The organism is Noviherbaspirillum sp. (assembly GCF_036846085.1).
Lineage (GTDB): Bacteria > Pseudomonadota > Gammaproteobacteria > Burkholderiales > Burkholderiaceae_D > Noviherbaspirillum.
In genome coordinates, this window is the sequence record NZ_DAIUCO010000085.1 from 1 (window position 1) to 18,638 (window position 18,638).

The window sequence follows — 18,638 nt, forward strand, 5'->3', positions numbered from 1 at the left end:
GGATCATGTCGGCCGGCGACGGTCCGGCATGGTCAAATTTCGACCTGGGTTCCCAATTCGATGACCCGGTTCGCCGGCACCTTGAAATAGTCGGCGGCATCGCGCGCGTTGCGCGACATCGCCGAGAACAGCAACTCCCGCCATAATGCCATGCCGCCGCCGACAGTCGATATCACCGTCTGGCGGGCGATGAAGAATGAGGTTTCCATCATGTCGAACGTCAGGCCGGCCGCCTTCGCCTGTTCAAGTGCAAGCGGAATATCGCGCTCATCCTTGAAACCGTAGACCACATTGAGCTGATAGCAGGCATGGCCCAGTGCCTCGATGCGGATCCGTTCCGCATCCGGAACTGTCGGAACATCGGCATTGATCACGGTGAGCATGACGATGCGCTCATGCAGCACCTTGTTGTGCAGCAGATTGTGCAGCATCGCGTGCGGCACGCCATCGCCCTGCGCACGGAAAAATACGCTGGTGCCGGCGACCCGTTGCGGCGGGTTCAGGAACAGCGATTCCAGGAATTCGTTCAACGGAATGGACTGCTTTTTCAAGTTGTTGAACACCAGCTCCCTGCCCTTCTGCCAGGTAAGCAGGATGACCATCATCGCGCCGCCCATGACCAGCGGGAACCATCCGCCGTGGATGATTTTGAGCGCATTGGCGGAGAAGAACGCCGCGTCGATCAGCAGGAAGAAACCGGTTGCTGCCCAGCACAGAAGCAGGTTGTACTTCCACTGGTAGCGGATGACGAAAAAGGTGAGTACCGTGGTGGTGAGCATGGTGGCGGTCACCGCGATGCCGTAGGCGGAGGCCAGGCTGGAGGACGAGCCGAAGCCGACGACCGCGAGGACGACGACAATGAGCTGCAGCCAGTTCACCAGCGGGATATAGATCTGGCCGATCTCGCGGTCGGAGGTGTACAGCACCCGCATGCGTGGCAGGAAGCCGAGGGAGATGGCCTGCTGCGTCACCGAGAATGTGCCCGAAATGGTTGCCTGGGAAGCGATGACGGTGGCCATCGTTGCCAGCAGTACCAGGGGATAGATGCTCCACGGTCCGAGCTGCTGATAGAAGGGATTCGCCACCGCGGCAGGGTTGGCGAGAAGCAAGGCCCCCTGTCCAAGGTAATTGAGCGCCAGGGCCGGAAACACGACCAGGAACCATGCCAGCCGCACCGGTTTCTTGCCGAAATGCCCCATGTCGGCATACAGCGCTTCGGCCCCTGTAAAGGCCAGCACGATGGCGCCCAGCGCGACGAAAGCCAGCCAGCCGTTCTGCATCAGGAAATGGATGGCATGCAGCGGATTCAATGCAGCCAGGATGGCGGGCGTATGCACGATGTTGACGACGCCCATGCCTGCAAGGGCCAGGAACCAGACCAGCACGACGGGTCCGAACCACTTGCCGATACCGCCGGTCCCCTTGCTTTGCAATGCATAAAGCGCCACCAGCACGGCGACGGTCAGCGGCACCACGTAAGGCTTGAGCGCGGGCGTCGCCATTTCCAGTCCCTCCATCGCAGAAAGCACGGAAATCGCCGGCGTGATCACCCCGTCGCCGTAGAACAATGCCGCACCGGTCAGTCCCAGCAGCATCAGCGGCGTGAACCAGCGCGATTGCCGCGTGACCGACGACATGGCCAGCGCCATCAACGCCATGACGCCGCCTTCGCCGCGGTTGTCGGCGCGCAGGATGAGGGTTACGTACTTCAGCGACACGATGATGGTCAGGCCCCAGACGATCAGTGAAACGACGCCGAACAGGTTGGCCTGGTTCAGTGCAATTCCGTGGTTGGCGGAAAACACTTCCTTCATGGTATAGAGCGGACTGGTGCCGATATCGCCGTAGACGATGCCGATCGCCGCCAGGGTCAGCGCCGCGATCGGACTTTTTGAGGGAGAGGAGTGCACGTAGATACCCGGATTGTGTTGACCAGGCTAAACCTTATGATTTTCCTTGTAAAAATGTTGTAAAGAACGGATGGGAACGGCGCCGCCGGCTGCCGTTCTGCTCTCGCATGCAACAAGGCAATAATGAACCCCGGCGCCGTTGCGTCGTCTCAGCATCAAGTCCGGCTGGCGTCGAAATTGCATCCGCCGCCATCCTTTTTCCATGAACGGCCTACAGGAGTGAACCGAATGAATCTTTTGCTTAGTGGACAGCACGTCGATATCAGCCCCGCATTGCGCGAGTATGTGAAAACCAAACTCGATCGCGTGATCCGGCATTTCGATCAGATCATCGATATCGCAGTGGTGCTTGGCGTGGAGAAGCCCTCCGAAAAGGAAAAGCGGCAACGGGCGGAGGTGAACCTGCGTGTCAAGGGACATGTATTCCACCTTGATCACTATGCGGAAGATCTGTATGCGGCGATCGACGGCCTGGTCGATAAACTGGACCGGCAGGTGCTCAAGCACAAGGGAAAAGTGCAGGACCACAAAAATGCACCGGTGAAGCACGTCAGTGTCGATATCCAGGACACACCGTTGCCGCCGCACTGATGCATTCGAGCATGCTGACCGCCGATGATGGCCATGTCGATGCGGCAGCAAGAATGAACGCGGGACGGGCAACCTCCCGCGATGGATCAATTTAACAGGAGCAAGGCAATGAATCCATCACCCGTTCCAGCCAATACCGAAGCGGCGCGGCGCAATCCCGGCGACGAAGCGGCGCCCGGCGCGTTTCAGACGGCGGAGAATACCTGCACGGAGTGCAACGGCAGCGGAAAAAAGGCCGACCAGGCGATGTGCCCGAATTGCGGTGGCACGGGCATGGTGGTCGTGACAGTCGGTGATGCTTGATGTAGCAAGTTCCCTGTCACGAAGTTCTCTGTCCCCGGGCACTCCGTCACAGGCTATCGCTGAGATGCTCCTCCCCCCTCTCAGGGGTTGAAGCAGGGTTTTCTGAGGGCATGCCGTCTGCCTGCGAAACGGATCGCGCTTACAAGCGCGATTCCCTTGGGCGGGATGGGGCGCCACGCGTAGGCGTGTAAAGGCTGAGCAATTGCATGCGGTAACTCGACCTCACTACCCCCACCCTAGCCCTGTAAAGGGGGAGGGAACTCTGCAGATACGTTTTCACACATTCGTGGTGAAATTAAGCTGTCGAAAACCTTTGCATGCTTAATCATTCGCGACATCAAATCAACTCCCTCTCCGTCAGCTCCTGTTTCAAATACGCATAAAACACCGGCGCCGCCACCACGCCCGGCAGGCCGAATATCGCTTCCATCACCAGCATCGCGGCCAGCAGCTCCCATGCGCGGGCGTTGATATGCGTGCCGATGATTTTTGCGTTCAAAAAATATTCGAGCTTGTGGATGGTGATCAGGAACAGCAGCGACGCCACCGCGGCATGCAGCGAGTGCGACAGGCTGACGACGACGATGACCGTGTTGGAAATCAGATTGCCGACCACAGGCAGCAAGCCGGCAAAGAAGGTGATGGCGATCATGGTCTTCGTCAGCGGCAGCTTCACGCCCGCCAGCGGCAGCACCAGGACGAGGTAGATGCCGGTGAAGATGGCATTGATGCCGGCGATGCGCACCTGCGCGAATACGATCTGCTGGAATGCATTGTGCAGGCCGAGTACGCGTGTGTGCAGCGCAACGGCGAGCGGCCGGTAGTTGCGCGGCATCGTCGTGTCGTACATCGCCGCCATGCCGCCGATCACCATGCCGATCAGCAGATGGGCAATGGTGCGCCCGGTTTCCTGCCCCAGGTTCTGCGCCAGCCCGGCATGTTCGCGCAGCCAGACGGTCATCATTTCCCGCAATGCGTCGGCGCTGGTCGGCACATGCTCCTTCATCCATGGCGGCATCTGGTCGCGCGAGGCTTCAATGATGTCGGCCATTTTCTGCATCAGCACCTCGATGTTGCCGGCATCGCTCTGGAAGAAGGAGACCACCGCCCATGTCGCGGCCGATAGCAGCGCGATGATGACGAAGGCAAGAATGGCGACCGAGATCATGCGCGCGCGGTGGTCGCTGATCTTCTTGCCCAGCGCCGGCGACAGCATGTGCACCAGCGACGACACGAGCAGGCCGGCAAACAGCGCGGCGAGCAGTCCCTGCTTGAGTACGATGATCAGCGCGAGGGCGGCAAGCAGATAGGAGGCAATGATGCTTAAATTGACTTTCTGTGGATCGTGCATGGACATTTTTCAAGGATGCGAAAAAAAACAATGCCGCTTGTCGGCGGCATGCGCATTGTATGACGACAATTGACACTGCATGTATTCAATCCGGCCAGTTTTCAACAATAAGGACCACTCCGCGTGACTCATCTCTTCTCGCCCATTTCCCTCGGACAATTGCATCTGAAAAACAGAATCGTCATCGCGCCGATGTGCCAGTACTCGGCACGCGATGGACAGGCAACCTCCTGGCACCAGATGCATCTCGGTCACCTTGCGCTTTCCGGTGCCGGCCTCCTGTTCATCGAAGCCACAGCGGTCGAGGAGCGCGGACGCATATCGACAGGCGACCTGGGCCTCTATTCGGATGCAACGGAAAAAGCGCTGGCCGATGTGCTTGCCGCGGTGCGCGCGCATTCGCCGATGCCGATCGCGATCCAGCTCGCCCATGCCGGCAGGAAAGCATCGACCAGGGTGCCGTGGGAAGGCGGCCAGCCGGTACCGGCAAGTGCAGGCGGCTGGATCGGCTCGGCGCCATCCGCATTGCCGTTCAACGACGATGGCGAAGCGCCGGAAGCATTGGACAAGGCAGGACTGCGTCGTGTGCGTGATGCATTTGTGGCCACAGCGAAGCGGGCGGCGCGCATCGGCATTAATGCCTTCGAACTGCATGCGGCACATGGCTATCTGCTGCATCAATTCCTGTCCCCGCTATCGAACCGGCGCGAGGATGAATACGGCGGCTCGCTGGAAAACCGCATGCGCTTTCCGCTGGAAGTGTTCGATGCGGTGCGTGCCGCTGTGCCGGACCAGCCGTTCGGCGTGCGGGTGTCGGCGACCGACTGGGTCGACGGCGGCTGGGATCTCGAACAAACCGTCGTCTTTGCGCAGGCATTGAAAGAGCGCGGCTGCGACTTCATCGACGTCTCCAGCGGCGGGCTGTCATCGCAGCAAAAGATTACGGTCGGACCGGGCTACCAGGTGCCGTTCGCCGCCCGCATCAGGACTGAAACCGGCATGCCGACGATGGCGGTCGGCTTGATCACAGAGCCGGAACAGGCGGAGAGCATCATCGCATCGGGGCAGGCCGACATGGTGGCGCTGGCGCGCGGCATGCTGTACGACCCGCGCTGGCCATGGCATGCGGCTGCGACGCTGGGCGCCCAGGTGGATGCGCCGCCTCAGTATCTGCGCTCGCAGCCGCGCGAGTTCAAGCATCTGTTCAAGAGGGAATAGCAGCATGGATGACTTGCCTGGTCGCAAGCACAGGATGCCTTGCGCGATGACGCTTTCGTGATGGGAATGGGGCGCGCGGCGCACCCTGCGTTCCTTGATGGCCCGGTATCAGGCGGACGCGCGCACCAGCCGCAGGTGCGTGATTTCCGACGGCGCGCCGAAGCGCTTCGGTGGTCCCCAGTAACCAGTGCCGCGACTGGTGTACACCCATAGCTGCCGCAGCCGGTTGAGGCCGGCGGTGAACGGTTGCTGCATCGGCACGAACAGGTTCCATGGATAGAACTGCCCGCCATGGGTGTGGCCCGAAATCTGCAGATCGAAGCCGGCATCGGCCGCCGCCGGTGCGCTGCGCGGCTGATGCGCGAGCAGCACCTTCACCGCCGCCTGTGCAGGCGCACCGGCCAGCGCCCGGCGTGGATCGCTGCGATGGGACGGGTCGAAATGATGGGCGCTGAAATCGGTCACGCCGGCAACGACCAGCGGCGCGCCGTCATGGCGCAGCACCACGTGTTCATTCATCAGCACCCGCAGGCCGAGACGCCGCAGTTCCGGGATCCATGCATGGGCATTCGAGTAATACTCATGATTGCCAGTGACGAAGTAGGCGCCATGGCGCGCCTTCAGTTTTGCCAGGGGCGCAGTATGCGGCGCGAGGCGGCTGACGGTGCCGTCGACGAGGTCGCCGGTGACCGCCACCATGTCGGCATCGAGCCGGTTGACCTTGTCGACGATGGCATCGAGATAGCCATGCTTGATGGTCGGGCCGACATGGATGTCGCTGATCTGGGCGATGGTGAAACCGTGCAAGGCATCGGGAAGATTGTCGATCGGCACGTCCACGTTCACCACACGCGCGGTCCGGCGCGCGTTGATGAAACCGACCAGCGTGATCGCACCCGCCAGCAGCGGCACCGCCGCCGCGCTCCAGGCAAGGAGCTCAATGTCGTACAGGCCGGACAGCCATGCGACCGCCAGCATCACGTCGCGCAGAAGGGTGAGTACGAACAGCGAAGAGAACCCGCCCAATGCCAGCAAGCCCGCCCAGGCGACGCGGTCTGACAGCGGCTGCTGGCGGATCGATGGCGCGAGCAGGCCGGCCGGCACCAGCAGCAGCGAAGCCAGAAGCCAAAGCACCCCGAACCATTGCACCACGGGCGCAACCGGCAGCGAAGGCAGGATACGCGTACCGATATACACATGCAGCAATGCAAGCAGGGAGAAGATGACGACGATACTGCGTGGGATTCGCATGTTGATCTTTGGTGAAGGAAATGGAGGGCGCCGACGACCGGCGCCACGCATGCAGGCTATGTTGGGGTAGGATGCCGCGCTTCAATAGCGGCACGCTCCGGTGCAAGGTGCGCATGGTTGCCATGCATTCAATGTTCATGCACGGCAACCATGTCGGCACTGGCTTGGGCGCTCCGCAACCGGTGCTGCAATTTCCTTCGAAACGGACGTTTAGTTTCGTACTTCGATCCGGGTAACCGTGTAACGCCCCTCGACTTTCTCGGCTACAAAACTGATCTTGTCTCCTGCTTTAACCTTGTCCAGCATGGCCGGCTCCGTGACCTCGAACACCATGGTCATGGGCGGCATGGAGAGGTTTTTCAGATCGCCGTGCCTGATGGTGACCTTCCTTGCGTCCTTGTCGACCTTGCGGATTTCCCCTTCCGACATCTCCGCCGACTCGGTGACGGGTGCCGCCGCGTGGGTGGCGGCATGTGCCGGCAACTGCGCGCCGAGAATGCAAGCCGCCGCCAGGTACATCAGAAATCGTTTCTTCATCATTTGCCCTTTCATCATTTGGTCACCTTGATTTTTCCGATCATGCCGGCTTCGAAATGGCCGGGGACGAGGCAGGCATAGTGGAACTCGCCCGCCTTCGTGAAATGCCATACCAGCTCCGCCTTCCTGCCCGGGCCGACATGCGCCATGTAGGGCTCGTCGTGCTCCATGCCTGGATGTTTCTTCATCAGCTCCCCGTGCGCCTTCAACTCGGCCATGGTGCCGATGACCATTTCATGCATCATCTTTCCCTTGTTCGCCACCACGAAGCGAACGGTTTCACCTTCCCTTACGGTGATTTCCGCCGGACCGAAACGCATTGTGTCGGCCATGTCGATCGTGATGGTCCGCACCGCGTTTTTCGGATCGCCCTGCCTGCCGAAGGCGTGCTCTTCGGCGGAGACCGACGCGTTTGCCTTGTGCTGATCGTGTTGCGTTCCGGTATGGGCGAACGCGACCGATGCCGGGTGGCCGAAAGCGACAACGACCATTGCCGCGGACACGATGCGGATCCTCTTGCGCTGTACCGGTTTGTGATGCACTGCCTTTTGGTGTTTCATGTTTCCCTCTTTTAATGACCGTATTTAATGATGCCCGCCATGTGCCGACGGCTTGCGCACATTCATTTCGATGTTTGCCGGCTTGCCCGACGCGGGCATCGACTGGCCACCTGCTGCATTGCTGCGGGCGGGCGCGGGGACATCACCGGTCCATTCATAGGCCACCGTTCCCGCAGGATGTTTGTACCATCCCGGGTCCCTGTAATCGCCGGGTTTCTGTTCCTTGCGCACCTTCACCACGGTGAACATGCCGCCCATCTCGACGCTGCCGAACGGCCCCTTCCCGCCCATCATCGGCAAGGTATTGTCCGGCAGGGGCATTTCCATTTCCCCCATGTCGGCCATGCCGCGCTCGCCCATGACCATGTAGTCGGGCACCAGCCTGTTGATCTGCCGGGCGACGCCGCGATGGTCGACGCCGATCATGGTGGGTACGTTATGGCCCATGGCATTCATGGTGTGGTGCGATTTGTGGCAATGGAAGGCCCAGTCGCCGGGATCGGTGGCATCGAACTCGATCGCGCGCATCTGCCCGACCGCCACATCGGTGGTCACTTCAGGCCAGCGCGATTCGGGGCGCGTCCATCCGCCATCGGTGCCGGCGACGACGAACTCATGGCCGTGCAGGTGAATGGGATGGTTGGTCATGGTCAGGTTGCCGAAGCGGATGCGCACGCGATCGCCCTGCCGCACGTTCATCGAGTCGATGCCCGGGAACACCCGGCTGTTGAAGGTGAACAGGTTAAAGTCGAGCATGGTGCTGACCTTTGGCGTGAAGCTGCCGGGATCGATATCGTAATTGCTGAGCAGGAAGACGAAATCGCGGTCGACTCGCATGAGATTCGGATCGCGCGGGTGCGTGACCCAGAACCCCATCATGCCCATCGCCATCTGCGTCATTTCATCCGCATGCGGGTGATACATGAAGGTGCCGGGGCGTTTGGCGATGAATTCATAGACGAAGGTTTTTCCCGGCGGGATGCCGGGCTGCGTCAGGCCGGTGACGCCGTCCATGCCATTGGGCAGGCGCTGGCCGTGCCAGTGCACACTGGTGTGCTCGGGCAGCTTGTTGGTGACGAAGATGCGCACGCGGTCGCCTTCGACCACTTCGATGGTCGGCCCCGGCGACTGGCCGTTATAACCCCACAGGTTCGCCTTCATGCCGGGGGCCAGCTCGCGCACCACCGGCTCCGCCACCAGGTGGAACTCCTTGACGCCGTTATTCATCCGCCACGGCAGCGACCAGCCGTTGAGCGTCACAACCGGGTTGTAGGGACGGCCGTTGGGCGGCACGAGCGGCGGCTGGGTGGCCGCGCTTGCCATCAGCGGCGCCTCGGGCAACGTCGCGGCGCCGGCACGGCTGACGAGTCCCGCGCCGGTGGCGACCGCGGCCATCGCGCCGGCGCCCTTGAAAAAATCTCTGCGTGAAACCATGATTGCTTCCTTCCTTAATGTTCTTCGGCGGCGCCGGCGGCAGGCGACACCTGGCGCATTGGCGGCATGCCAGCGCCGCCGCTGCCATTGATCGCCGCCTGGAGATCGGTTTCGGCGATCCAGAAATCGCGCTGCGCTTCGATCGCCGTATTAACGCTGTTGATCTGGTCGCGCGCATCGGCAAGCAATTCGAATACACCGGTGAGCATGCCGTTGTAGCGCAGCAGCACCTCGTCCGAAATTTTCTTGCGCAACGGCACCACTTCATCCCGGTAATGTCTGGCGAGGTCGTGCGTGGTGCGGTAGGCAGAGTACGCTTCGCGCACCTGCGAACGGGCGCGGACCGCCGTATCGGCGGCGCGATGGACCGACTGCATGTAAGCGGCTTCCGCTTTCGCCACACGCGCCCTACCCCAATCGAAAACCGGCAGTGCAAGTTCAATTTCATAACCATTCGCGCGCGCGTTGCCGGTCTCGCTTTTGTTCACGTAACCGGCATCGAACACATTGATGAAGCCGGTTGCCCGATTCAACCCCAGCGCGCTCGCGGTCGCTTCGGCATCTTGCTTCGCCATCTGCACGTCGAGCCGCTGTGACATCGCTGCCTGCTCGGCATCGACCATCGCGGCAGGCGTCTTCGGCAAGTCGGGAAGCCGTTCCGGCAACGTGAATGCGGTGTTCTCGCCCCATACACCAAGCAAGCGGACGAGCTGCTCGCGCGCCGCCGCTGCGTTGTGACGGGCACGCGCAACCTGGGTCGTGGCGTCCGCATAGAACATCTGTTCCCGGGCCTGATCGAGCTTGCTCCAGTTACCGACCTTCTCCATCCGCCGTGCCAGTTCGGCCCCGGCTTCGGCCGACAATTGCACTTGCTCCATGTATTGCGCGGTTTGCCTTGCCGCCACTGCGTTGAAATAGGCGCGGCGCGTATCCGCCGCAAGCTGCACCGCCTGCGATGCGGCCCGCAGTTTTGCCTGCGCGAAGCGTCGCTGTTCGATCTCGCTCCTGATCGGCAGGGTGAGCAGGCCGACGAGATCGAACATGACGCCCCGTTCGATCTCGACATCGCTGCCGCCGCGCAGGCGGCCGAAGGATATGCCGGGATTGCGCATGCGGCCGGCCTGGACCAGGTCGGCTTCGGCGATCCCGAGTTCGGCAAAATTCGCCTGCAGGCCCGGATTATTGAGCAAGGCAATCCGCACCGCGCTGTCCGGCGTAAGGGGTTCGGCGAGCAGGTCCCGCACCTGCCGGCTGGCGCCGGTGGATGCCGCATCAGCATTTCCCGTTGGCTTGCTGAAGCTAACTGATTGTCCGGTGCGTTCCGCCGCCATCGCGGAAACCGCATCCAGCCCGCCGTCCGCCGAGAATGTCGCACAGCCGCTCAGGACCAGCGTGGAAATGGCAAGTGCGGCAAGACGCGTACCGTCTTTTTGAAATGACATCGCGCGTCCTCCTTTCAATGATGCTTTGCGTGGACCGCGTCGTTGGCTTCCTGCGGCACGGATGCTTCTTTCATATGTCCCGCATGCCCGCCAAGTTTTCCCATCTCGTCGTTCGCGGGACGCCAGGCCCTGGCCGGGTCGCTTTCCCCGGCCGAGGTACGGTAGTTGTCGAAAACGGATTCATACCGCAGCATGGGAACTACCGCGTCTGGATGAACAGGGTTTGCACGGACGTCCGGCGGCTGGCCGGCGAGCGCGGATGGCATGTAAGGCAATGCGGCGAATGCAGCGATGGTGGCCAGTAGTGACGGCCATTGTTTGGGTGACATGATTTTCCTTCCGAATCGGCGAAACAGACGTGCCGGGGCACGCGGCGTGGTCGGGAACGGCAATGTCAGCCGATCGACGGCTGCCGTCCGTTCTCAGTGGCGATCAGGCGGAAGGATGCCGGGGCGGGCGTTCGGGCCCGGAGGGGAAGAATGCGGTGAAAGAAACGTCGGCAGGAAGAGGCACGGCTCTGAATTTCTGGTACACAGGCGTCCACGCGGCTATCGACGCCGGCGCCACAGCACCGACACAGCAGGCGGCACAGGCGCTGCAGCTCGAATGCTTGTGAACGTGTTCCGAATCGCTTGTGCCGGACAAATCATGGGACGCGTGTGCATCGTCGACCATGGAAGCCATATGGTGTGTCAGATCGGCATCATCATGAACGTCGTGATGATGCGCCTGGGAAAGCGGGGCAAGGTGAGAAGAATCGTGACCGTCCGGTCCGCAAGACGCCTGGATGATGCCGGCCATGCCTTGAAGCGGCAGAGCGGCGATCAATAGCCATAGCAGCAAAGTCTTGAGGGCGCGAATCATGGGTTTAGTCTAGCACGCGGATGAATCCAGAATGGTCGATGAAGCGCATTGTGAGCCTTCCCATGGCGGTAAGGTCAAGGACTTTTTCATGCGGACCTTGCCGGACAGGAAAGGCAACTGCCGCACGCCGCCGCCGGACCGCAATCCGGACGGACACCGCGCCGGCAAAGCCTGTAAACTGAGGCCTCTTCACCAAATCCTTCATTCCCTTTCATGCATCAGCCCGCTGCAGATGAGCGCCCCCGTGAGCGACCCCGTCCCGAGTCGCTCACCGATCTTTTCCTGTCCTTTACCTTTCTTGCACTGCAAGGATTCGGCGGCGTACTTGCCGTTGTACAACGAGAGATGGTCGAAAAGAAACGCTGGCTGACGCAGGAAGAGTTCGTCGAGGAATGGGCGGTGGCGCAGATAATGCCGGGACCGAATGTGGTCAACCTGGCATTGATGCTCGGTGCGCGCTACTTCGGTTTGCGCGGCGCGCTGGCCGCGCTTGCCGGCATGCTGTGCGTGCCGCTGATCGTGGTGTTGCTGGCCGCCATTTTCTATGCCCGCCATGCCGACAATCCGCACCTGGAGGCGGCATTGCGCGGCATGGGGGCGGTGGTTGCCGGCATGATCGCCGCCACCGGTTTCAAGCTGCTGGTCGTGCTGAAGAAGAGCGTGCTCGGCTTGCCGGCCTGTCTCGTTCTCGGTGCCGCATGCCTGGTCGCGATCGCGGTGCTGCGCCTGCCACTGGTGCTGGTGCTTCCCGTGCTGGGAAGTGTCGCCTGCGTTCTTGCCTATCGCAGGCTCAAGCCATGACCGAACTGGACATTCATCTCGGCTGGCATGAGTGGCTGCTGCTGTTCGCGCAGTACCTGATGCTGTCGCTGCTGTCGATCGGCGGGGCCATATCGACCGCGCCCGATATGCACCGCTTCCTGGTCGAACAGCAGCGGTGGCTGACCGATGCGCAGTTCAATGCCTCGATCGCGATCGCCCAGGCGGCGCCGGGGCCGAATGTATTGTTCGTCGCATTGATGGGCTGGCATGTCGGTCTCAACGGCGGCGGCATGCTGAGCGGCCTGGCGGGCGTGTTCGTGACGATGCTCGGCATCCTCCTGCCGAGCACGACGCTGACCTATGTCGCCGCGCGGTGGGGGCACCGCAACCGCGAGCTGCGCGCGGTGCGCGCATTCAAGCAGGGCATGGCGCCGATCGTGGTGGCGCTGATCCTTTCCACCGGCTGGGTCCTGGCCGGCGCCAACAACGGGTCGGTCGACGACTGGCCGCTGTGGCTGCTGACCGCCGCGAGCACGCTGATCGTCTGGCATACCCGCATCCACATGCTGTGGCTGCTGGGCGCCGGCGCGATGCTCGGGTGGTTCTGGCTTGGTTGACCGCCGGTCTTCAGCCGGCGCGGATCACGCGCCGGCATGCAACCCTCCCTTACCGTCTCAACTCCCATTGCCGCGCCGGCATCGCAATGATCTCGCGCCCGTTCGGCTGCCCGGCAGGTACGCTGAACGCGCTGATCCGTGCGTTAAGCGTACCGGGCGGCAAGCTGGCCGTATCCAGCTGCAGGTAGGCATAGGTCCTGTCGGCAGAGATGTTGAACACGCCAAGCTGCGGCGCGTAACCGGTCGCCGGCAACAGCTCGACATTCTGGATGCCGGTACCGCGCACTTCCAGCAGGGTCTGTCCGGTGACGATGGCGCCGTGGGCCGGTGCCATCGTCACCGTCGCGGTGAAGGGTGCCGACGATGCGGTGCCGTTGGCGAACTGCCATCTGCGCGCAGGCATGGCGATGATCTCCGCGCCGTTGCTCTGTCCGGGCGCGACATTGTATGCAGCGATCCGCACATCGCGGACCCCGTCCGGCAGGGAACGGGTATCGAAATCCAGCCAGGCGACCGTCTTGTCGGTTGAGACATTGAATACACCGAGGCGCGGCGTATAGCCGTTGGCGGGCAGCAGTTCGGCATTGACGATGCCGCTGCCGCGCACTTCCAGCCGCGTGATCCCGCTGACGACGGCGCCGTTCGCCGGCGCGACGGCAACCGCGGCGGTGAATGCGGCCGGCGGAACGACCGGATTGTTGATGCTCCATGTACGGGCCGGCATCGCGGCGATCTCGTTGCCGCCCGCCTGTCCGGGCGGGACGTTATAGGTACTGACGCGGGCGTTGAACGGCCCGTTCGGCAATGTCGTTGTGTCAAGATCGAGCCAGGCGAGCGTGCGGTCGCCGGTGATGTTGAAGCGCGCGTGGACCGGCGTGTAGCCGTTGGCCGGCAATAGCTCGGCATTGGCCATCTCGTTCCCGCGCAGCTCAAGCCTCACCTTGCCGCTCAGCGTCGCGCCGTTTTCCGGGGCCGCCGATGCATAGGAAAAGAACGGCGCATACGGATTGCCCGAACAGCCCGGACTGAGCTGGCAACTGTTGAAGTAGCGCCCTTCCACCGTCCATACCGTGGGACGCGTCTGGGTGCCGGTACTCGACGTACCGATATCCGCGTCTCCTCCACCTCCGCATGCACTTAGCAACATGACCAGGCCCATCGCCGGGATCGCCTTCAGATTGTTCAACATCGTCGTATCTCCAGTAAGTACACGCAACGCAGCCTTGCGGAAGGATGAGTTATACAAACGCCAAGGTGCGGACAGGACTGCTCTCTCCCTGCATATCACCTTCCGAGCTACTTCGAGTTACAAAAGCGAAGTAGGTTTTTGGGCCGGATGCCGCGGAGTTGATCGCGCTCAAACACTGGCGATATGCGAGGGAGACTTAGTGATGTCGACAACGGGTCTCAATGGAATGCGGGACTGCATGCGTCGATGCAGTAAACTGCATTGCTTAATTTTTAAGCAACTAAATCCCGCAAAAACTTAGTGTGGTTGAGGAATGACCATGCATCGACGTTGCCGAGTGTCGGACAAAAACAACTAAGTCAATTAGTCATACTGATATCGGTTGCGCGGACATCAAGTCCCTGCTTCATTCCAGACGCCTTGTCCGGATCGTCACGCAGCCCTTTGCTGCTTCGATGGACTGGACAAACGAATGCGGACGCATCACCATCGGACCTCGATTCCGTGTATTGCAACGCCCATCCGACCTCGACAGCATGAACAGCGCAACTCCGCAGACCGATACGAACGACCCCGACATTGCCAATTCATTACGCACCGACCAGATCAGCCAGCTCTATGCGACCGCGCCTATTGGTTACATCGGCACGGTCATCGCCACGCTGGCGACGGCTGCCGTGCTGCGCGACCGCGTGCCGGATCACCTGTCGCTGTTATGGATCGGCGTGACCGTCCTGGTGGCGATGGCGCGCGGCGTATTGTCGTGGCGATTCGCACGTTGTCCGGCCGAGCAGAAGAGCGATTCGCGCTGGATGCGGTGGTTCCAGATCTCGGCGTTCGCCGCCGGCTGCGGGTGGGGACTGGGCGGCATATTGATGTTCGTCCCGGACAGCATCCGCCATCATATGATGCTCGACCTGCTGCTGCTCGGCATGGTCACGGCGGGCATTTACTCTTATGCGATCCACCTGCGTACCTTCGTCGTCTATGCCGCGCCGATCATGGTCGGCGGCTTCGTCGGCCTGTCCACGCTGCCGGACCTGGAATGGCGCGGCTACCTGATGTTCACTTCCACCCTCTACGGCGTTACTGCGCTGATGTTCGCCCGCATCCTGTCGCGCTCGCTCAATAACGCCATCCTCCTGAAATACCAGAACGCGGCGCTGGCCGAGGCGCTTGGCCAGAAATCCCAGCTGGCCGAGCAAGCCAACATCGCGAAGTCGCGCTTCCTGGCCGCTGCCAGCCACGACCTGCGTCAGCCGGTGCATGCGCTCGGGCTGTTCCTTGCCTCCCTGAACCGGATGCCGCTGCCCGCGCCGGCCTTGCAGACCGTCGCCGACATGGAGTCCTGCGTGGCGGCAACCAATGACCTGTTTTCATCGATCCTTGATATCTCGCGGCTGGACGCGGGCGTCATCCAGCCGGAGCCGACGACGTTCGCGCTGGCGCCCTTCGCGCGCCGGATCGTGACGGAGCATCAGTTGATCGCGCGCGGCAAGGGACTGGGATTGCGTTTTCATCTGTCTCCCCGGCTCGAACAAGCCTATGTGCACACCGATGCGCCCCTGCTGGAGCGCGTGCTGCGTAATCTGCTGCAGAACGCGATCCGCTATACGGAAACGGGAAGCGTACTGTTTGCGCTGCGGCGGCGCGGCAACGGGCTTGCCATCGATGTGATCGATACCGGACCCGGCATTCCCGATCATCTCCTGTCGGACATCTTCCAGGAATTCGTGCAGCTTGCGCCGCAGACGCACGAGCGCCGCCAGGGATTGGGCCTCGGATTGTCGATCGTCCGACGGTTGGGCGACCTGCTGCATTACCGCATCGACGTGGCCTCGCGTGTCGGTCATGGCACGCGCTTCCGTGTCGATATGGCACTGTGCGATTCTCCTGTCCCGCCCTCGGCGCATGCATTGAATGCGGCCCCGGAACTGTCGCTGCAAGGCAGGCTGGTCGTGGTGCTGGATGACGATCCGGTGATCGTGCGTGCGCTGACCACCCTGTTGTCGTCATGGGGTGCACAGGTTCACGGCGGCCATACCTACGACGAATTGCTGGCGGAAGCGGCGGCGTTCAACCGTTGCCCGGATCTGATCATCAGCGATTTCCATCTGCAGGGAACGCTTTCGCAGGAAGCCGTCATCGACGGCATCGCGGCCATCAGCCGCTTGCGCGACGAGTTTGCCGAAAACATACCGGCGATCCTGGTGACCGGGGAAACCGATACACGGCAACTCCGGCATGCGTATTCGAGCGGGCTTCTGGTGTTGCACAAGCCGTTGCAGCCGGCACTGCTGGCGTCGCACTTGGCAACGCTGTTCAGGGAGCCGGTGACAAGTCCGGATGGGAATGCGAACGAAGCAATATGAACACGGCCGGACGAGTACGAACCTCATCCGTTCTTTTCATTTCGCCTACCACCGCGCTACCTGATGTGACCGATATCGGATGCCAGGATGGCATACGGATTCCTTCACGTGCCATGAAGGAAAAGATATCCGAAGACCACGCCGAGGATTACCGCAAGGAGGAGACTCCAGGCGCGCCGCGTTCGTACATGCGCATGTTCGCGCCGGTACTGTTGCGGTGAGTAGAGCGCCCGATTGATTTTCTCCCGTCCGCCATCGCGATCGAGGTCAAAGATGGTTTTCTTCTTGTTTTTCATGATTGGCACGTGAACTGAACAAAAAGAAGATTCGGTTGAGGATACTTCGACTACCGCAGTTTCCTGATCGAAAGCGATTCCCTCATTTCCAGCCCAGGGAAGCTTCATCAAAAGCTCCTGCACGCATCAGGCAAGAACGACGCGGGCTGCAGGAATGACCATTTCTCCTGCTGAAGTTCAATCCATCACCACCCCGCAGCGCGCGCGGACAACACCGCCTGTGTCCGGCTCACCACCCCGAGCAGTTTGAATATCGCCGTCAGGTGGACCTTGACGGTGGGTTCGGAAATATCGAGATGATTCGCGATATCCAGGTTGCTCTTGCCCGCCACCAGCGCACGCAGCACTTCCTGCTGGCGCGGTGTCAGCATCTCCAGCGCCGAGCGCATCGCACCGTCGGCGCCGGGAATGCGCAATGCCTGCGCGATGGCATCCCGCAGTGTGGATTCGGATGCGCTCTTCGGCACGAAGGCCGCCGCGCCGGCATCCTGCACCGCCTGGGCGACATGCGTTTCACCGGTGACCACGATGACCGGCACGCCCGGCATGGTTGAACGCCATTCGATGAGCAGCGCCAGTCCGTCGGCATCGGGAAGGTTGAAGTCGAGCAGAACCAGATCCAGCTTCGATGCCTGCCGCGCAGCGCTGCGGGCCTGATCGGCGTTGCCGGCGGCAATGACGTTGGCAAGGGGAAGCAGCGAGGTGATCTGCTGCATCAGCGCGCCGCGCACCAGCGGATGGTCGTCGACAATCAATACGGTGGTCATGAAAAATTCCTATTGCAATATGGACTACCCTGCTCAGCGGCTCATCAGCAGGAATGCCTGCATGACCGCCACCTGAGATTCATCCAGCGCCGTCGGCAGGGTATCGCCGAAGGCGGTTCGCTCGTCGACGGCCCATGTGGTGCCGGCCGCGCCGGTATTGTCTGCCTGCCCCTGCTCCCGCAGGCGTCCGAAGCGCGCATCGACCACGGTATCGAACTGGCTGTCGAGCATATTGGCCAGTGCGGGCGTGACGTTGCGCAGTTCCATCACGTTGCGCTGGCGTACCACGAACGTGCCGGGCACGGCGCCCGATTCGCTCCAGCGCACATTCTGGAAACAGACACGCAACTCCTGCGGATTGCCGTTGCTGTCCAGATAAGCATAGCGGTCCGGACTGCCGGCGGTACGGCCTTCCGGCATTGCGATACCGGCGGCCTGCATTGTAGCAATCAGGTTTGCCCCGCACAAAGCGGTATTGGCGGCGCCCGCCACGCGTCCGGTCGGTGCTGTGGGCGTGTCGCCCGGCGCGATGCCGTTGCCGTCATGAAAGCGGTCGTAGGCGATAGCCCAGCCCTGCACGAAGTCGCTCGCGATGCGCTGGTACACCGCATTGCGCTGCACGTCTTTCGCGATCGAGACGGTGCCGAGGATCAGGCCGATGATGACCAGCACGACCGACAGTTCGACGATGGTGAAACCGCGCTGGCGGCGCAATGAAGAGACGAAGGCTGGTGCGGATGCTGTTACGGATCGCAGATGAAAAATTGGCATGACTTGGTGTCCGGAAATGGGTGCCTTGTCGGCAAAAAATGTGTGACGATCAACGGAACATGTCGGCGCTGTCGGCGGTAATGGCATTGGTGCGCAATTCGGCAGCAAGCGCGGATGCGTCGGTGCGGATGGGCTGGAATTCCGTCACCCGCTGGTCGGCGATCACCTTGGCCGCGATCGCCACGGCGAGCGTTGCCGCGGAGGCGGCGGTAGCGACCGCGTTTGCCGCCACCGCCGCCGCACCGGCGGCGATGATGCCGGCCAGCGCGCCTTGCGACACCAGCGTTTGCGACACGGCAATGAGCATGGTGGCGGCAGCGGTGGATACGCCGGCCGCGGCCGAGGCGACGCCGGCGGTGGCGCCGGCGCTCTTGGCGCCGGCCATTTCGGCGGCGAGTTCGAG

At 61.8% G+C, this 18,638-nt stretch carries 21 protein-coding genes; 8 read left to right on the plus strand and 13 right to left on the minus strand.

The features are described from left to right. Positions 1-32 precede the first annotated feature (32 nt). Complete coding sequence (locus V7080_RS11785) at positions 33-1,910, minus strand: potassium transporter Kup (protein WP_334188589.1); 1,878 nt, start codon at positions 1,908-1,910, stop codon at positions 33-35. Positions 1,911-2,138: 228 nt separating this feature from the next. Here V7080_RS11785 and hpf point away from each other — a divergent pair, with 228 nt between their 5' ends. Together hpf and V7080_RS11795 are read left to right on the plus strand one after the other, a co-directional pair. Next, positions 2,139-2,501 (plus strand): ribosome hibernation-promoting factor, HPF/YfiA family, encoded by a 363-nt coding sequence (gene hpf / locus V7080_RS11790; protein WP_334188590.1) that lies wholly within the window; start codon positions 2,139-2,141, stop codon positions 2,499-2,501. Between the two features lie 108 nt (positions 2,502-2,609). After that, positions 2,610-2,804, plus strand: coding sequence for a hypothetical protein (locus tag V7080_RS11795; RefSeq protein ID WP_334188591.1), 195 nt, complete (start codon positions 2,610-2,612; stop codon positions 2,802-2,804). 337 nt (positions 2,805-3,141) lie between these two features. Here V7080_RS11795 and V7080_RS11800 read toward each other — a convergent pair whose 3' ends face one another. Continuing rightward, positions 3,142-4,155 carry an AI-2E family transporter gene (locus V7080_RS11800; protein WP_334188592.1) on the minus strand — a complete coding sequence of 338 codons (1,014 nt, stop codon included), beginning with the start codon at positions 4,153-4,155 and terminating at the stop codon, positions 3,142-3,144. A gap of 123 nt (positions 4,156-4,278) precedes the next feature. Between V7080_RS11800 and V7080_RS11805 the strand changes: the two genes are divergently transcribed. After that, positions 4,279-5,373, plus strand: coding sequence for an NADH:flavin oxidoreductase/NADH oxidase (locus V7080_RS11805; protein WP_334188593.1), 1,095 nt, complete (start codon positions 4,279-4,281; stop codon positions 5,371-5,373). 108 nt (positions 5,374-5,481) lie between these two features. On the opposite strand, the gene V7080_RS11810 is transcribed toward V7080_RS11805, so the two are convergent. The 6 genes from V7080_RS11810 to V7080_RS11835 form a co-directional block, all read right to left on the minus strand. Further along, a complete protein-coding gene (locus V7080_RS11810; RefSeq protein ID WP_334188594.1) occupies positions 5,482-6,624 on the minus strand; it encodes a metallophosphoesterase in 1,143 nt (380 codons plus the stop codon). 210 nt (positions 6,625-6,834) lie between these two features. Continuing rightward, positions 6,835-7,161 (minus strand): copper-binding protein, encoded by a 327-nt coding sequence (locus tag V7080_RS11815; protein ID WP_334188595.1) that lies wholly within the window; start codon positions 7,159-7,161, stop codon positions 6,835-6,837. 14 nt (positions 7,162-7,175) lie between these two features. Continuing rightward, positions 7,176-7,721, minus strand: coding sequence for a cupredoxin domain-containing protein (locus V7080_RS11820; RefSeq protein ID WP_334188596.1), 546 nt, complete (start codon positions 7,719-7,721; stop codon positions 7,176-7,178). Positions 7,722-7,745: 24 nt separating this feature from the next. Continuing rightward, on the minus strand, positions 7,746-9,155 hold the full coding sequence (locus tag V7080_RS11825; RefSeq protein WP_334188597.1) for a copper oxidase: 1,410 nt from the start codon (positions 9,153-9,155) through the stop codon (positions 7,746-7,748). Between the two features lie 14 nt (positions 9,156-9,169). Then, positions 9,170-10,597: a TolC family protein gene (locus tag V7080_RS11830; RefSeq protein WP_334188598.1), complete on the minus strand. Its 1,428-nt coding sequence runs from the start codon at positions 10,595-10,597 to the stop codon at positions 9,170-9,172. 14 nt (positions 10,598-10,611) lie between these two features. Beyond that, complete coding sequence (locus V7080_RS11835) at positions 10,612-10,926, minus strand: hypothetical protein (protein WP_334188599.1); 315 nt, start codon at positions 10,924-10,926, stop codon at positions 10,612-10,614. A gap of 62 nt (positions 10,927-10,988) precedes the next feature. Here V7080_RS11835 and V7080_RS11840 point away from each other — a divergent pair, with 62 nt between their 5' ends. The 4 genes from V7080_RS11840 to V7080_RS11855 all read left to right on the plus strand — a co-directional run bounded on the left by V7080_RS11840 (position 10,989) and on the right by V7080_RS11855 (position 12,840). Next, a complete protein-coding gene (locus tag V7080_RS11840; RefSeq protein WP_334188600.1) occupies positions 10,989-11,213 on the plus strand; it encodes a hypothetical protein in 225 nt (74 codons plus the stop codon). Between the two features lie 32 nt (positions 11,214-11,245). Beyond that, on the plus strand, positions 11,246-11,428 hold the full coding sequence (locus V7080_RS11845) for a hypothetical protein (RefSeq protein ID WP_334188601.1): 183 nt from the start codon (positions 11,246-11,248) through the stop codon (positions 11,426-11,428). Positions 11,429-11,674: 246 nt separating this feature from the next. After that, entirely contained in the window at positions 11,675-12,262 is a 588-nt protein-coding gene (locus tag V7080_RS11850; protein WP_334188602.1) for a chromate transporter, read from the plus strand. Then, positions 12,259-12,840: a chromate transporter gene (locus V7080_RS11855; RefSeq protein ID WP_334188603.1), complete on the plus strand. Its 582-nt coding sequence runs from the start codon at positions 12,259-12,261 to the stop codon at positions 12,838-12,840. The genes V7080_RS11850 and V7080_RS11855 overlap by 4 nt, the downstream gene beginning before the upstream one ends. A gap of 49 nt (positions 12,841-12,889) precedes the next feature. On the opposite strand, the gene V7080_RS11860 is transcribed toward V7080_RS11855, so the two are convergent. Then, a complete protein-coding gene (locus tag V7080_RS11860) occupies positions 12,890-14,029 on the minus strand; it encodes a hypothetical protein (RefSeq protein WP_334188604.1) in 1,140 nt (379 codons plus the stop codon). A 536-nt stretch (positions 14,030-14,565) separates the two neighbouring features. On the opposite strand from V7080_RS11860, the gene V7080_RS11865 reads away from it, so the two are divergent. After that, positions 14,566-16,401, plus strand: coding sequence for an ATP-binding response regulator (locus tag V7080_RS11865; RefSeq protein ID WP_334188605.1), 1,836 nt, complete (start codon positions 14,566-14,568; stop codon positions 16,399-16,401). Positions 16,402-16,505: 104 nt separating this feature from the next. On the opposite strand, the gene V7080_RS11870 is transcribed toward V7080_RS11865, so the two are convergent. From V7080_RS11870 to V7080_RS11885, 4 genes are all read right to left on the minus strand, one after another. Continuing rightward, on the minus strand, positions 16,506-16,805 hold the full coding sequence (locus V7080_RS11870) for a hypothetical protein (protein WP_334188606.1): 300 nt from the start codon (positions 16,803-16,805) through the stop codon (positions 16,506-16,508). A 77-nt stretch (positions 16,806-16,882) separates the two neighbouring features. Continuing rightward, a complete protein-coding gene (locus V7080_RS11875; protein WP_334188607.1) occupies positions 16,883-17,464 on the minus strand; it encodes a response regulator transcription factor in 582 nt (193 codons plus the stop codon). 33 nt (positions 17,465-17,497) lie between these two features. After that, a complete protein-coding gene (locus tag V7080_RS11880) occupies positions 17,498-18,235 on the minus strand; it encodes a type II secretion system protein (RefSeq protein ID WP_334188608.1) in 738 nt (245 codons plus the stop codon). Between the two features lie 49 nt (positions 18,236-18,284). After that, a partial coding sequence (locus V7080_RS11885) for a hypothetical protein (protein WP_442947218.1) occupies positions 18,285-18,638 on the minus strand: 354 nt, incomplete at its 5' end.